The organism is Pseudescherichia vulneris, from assembly GCF_902164725.1.
Lineage (GTDB): Bacteria > Pseudomonadota > Gammaproteobacteria > Enterobacterales > Enterobacteriaceae > Pseudescherichia > Pseudescherichia vulneris.
In genome coordinates, this window is record NZ_LR607338.1 from 689208 (window position 1) to 691014 (window position 1807).

The window sequence follows — 1807 nt, forward strand, 5'->3', positions numbered from 1 at the left end:
GAAGCGTTCGATACCATCAAGGAGGGCCTGCCCGCCGTCGAGTCGCCGGAGCCGGGGGAAGTAATCTGGCGTGACGACATCGGTGTGACCTGTCGCCGCTGGAACTGGCGTCAGGGCGTGCGCACCCGCCTGAGCGCATCCGATCAAGAGATGTGGTTTATTCTGGAAAGCCTGCCGGAGATGCCCCTTGATGCACTGCACGCCGCCGGCAAGATGCTTACCGACGGCCTGACGCAGATGATGCCTGGTTTGTCGTTTGAGACCACGCTAGTGAGTATCTAATCCTATTCCGGCTTGATGTTCTGGTTCATCCGGAACAGGTTCGTTGCATCGTACTTATTCTTCAGCTCTACGAGTCGATCCCAAGTCGCACCGTAGGCGAAGGCGATGCGGTCGGTCTCATCATGGGTAAGGAAGTTAATGTATGCCCCGCTGCTGGCAAAGGGTTGTGATTTAACGAAGAACTCACGCGCCCAGGCGATGCAGCGCTCATCCTCGGTGGCTGACTCCCAACGCCCATGCACATTCATCACGTAGTTGGCATCGCGGTTTGAGTAGGCCATTGCCTCGGGCGCTACGCTGCCTGTCTGGCCGCCAATCGTCCCGATGAATATTTCACACTGCGGCGACGGCAGTTTGGCTACAAACTCAATAATGGCATCAATAACCCCGTCGCTGAGCTGCGAGAAGTTATGCGATTTCCAGTAGTTGCGCGCACCTTTTGCCAGCAGCGGATCGAATGCCTGCTGCCAGTTGACGTAGGGCTGTACGCCGATGTGCTCGCCGAGCACCGTGCCGAACCCGCGCAACGGCACGATCAGTTTCTCGCCTTCGTGAGGATCGCCCGCATAGCACAGGGCGAGCGCGACCATCTCTTTGCCGTGAACGTCCTCAGGCAGAAAAGGCAGCGGAGGGGCTTTGCGCGTGACCAACCAGACATTGAGTTCATCCGGCATTGTCTCGGTGAAGCGGGCGAACTGGGTGATAACCTGTTTTGCCTCAGCAAAGGGAAAGACAATAAGTCCGCTCAATACGTCCGGTCCGACGGGATGAAGCTGAAATTCGAAGCGCGTCACCACCCCGAAGTTGCCACCCCCGCCCCGCAATCCCCAAAAGAGATCCGCATTTTCCGTTTCGCTCGCATGCAGCTGGCGGCCATCCGCCGTAACGACCTCTACAGAGAGCAGATTGTCTATGGTCATGCCGTATTTCCGACTCAGCCAACCGAAGCCACCGCCAAGCGTCAGCCCCGCCACGCCCGTGGTCGAATTGATGCCCAAAGGCGTGGCAAGACCGTGAACCTGCGCTGCCTCATCAAAATCGTTCAGCGTGCAGCCGGGCTCGACGCTGGCCCTTTGGGTGTTTAGATCCACCACCACTTCCTTCATCAGCGCGAGGTCGATCATCAGACCGTCGTCGCACACCGCATTACCTGCAATGTTGTGACCGCCCCCGCGTATAGAGATGAGAAGATTTTGCTTGCGGCCAAATTCGATGGCCTGGACGACATCCTCCGCCGACGTGCAACGAGCAATCAGCGCAGGTCTGCGGTCGATCATAGCGTTCCAGATCTGGCGCACCTCGTCGTACTCCTCCTCGTCAGGAAGGATCACTTTCCCCTGGAAGTGCGTTTTGAACTCGTCGATATTGTGCCTTGGTAACTCATTCATGATTCTCTCCTGGATGTAGATATACCTACCAATTATGGTGGGTTCTTCCCACGACCAGGAGAGTTTGCAGGGGAGTTATTGAGGAGTTTGTTAAGCTGGTCATAATCAGCTTCGGCACATCGCAAAGAGACATCTAT

The 1807-nt window shown here is 56.7% G+C and carries 2 protein-coding genes; one reads left to right on the plus strand and one right to left on the minus strand.

The window, feature by feature from the left end:
* On the plus strand, positions 1–282 hold a 282-nt coding region (locus tag FN633_RS02805; RefSeq protein ID WP_154058804.1), incomplete at its 5' end, for a tRNA synthetase subunit beta.
* A 2-nt stretch (positions 283–284) separates the two neighbouring features.
* Here the strand turns inward: FN633_RS02805 and FN633_RS02810 are convergent.
* Positions 285–1670, minus strand: coding sequence for an FAD-binding oxidoreductase (locus FN633_RS02810; RefSeq protein ID WP_154056654.1), 1386 nt, complete (start codon positions 1668–1670; stop codon positions 285–287).
* Between the last annotated feature and the right edge of the window lie 137 nt (positions 1671–1807).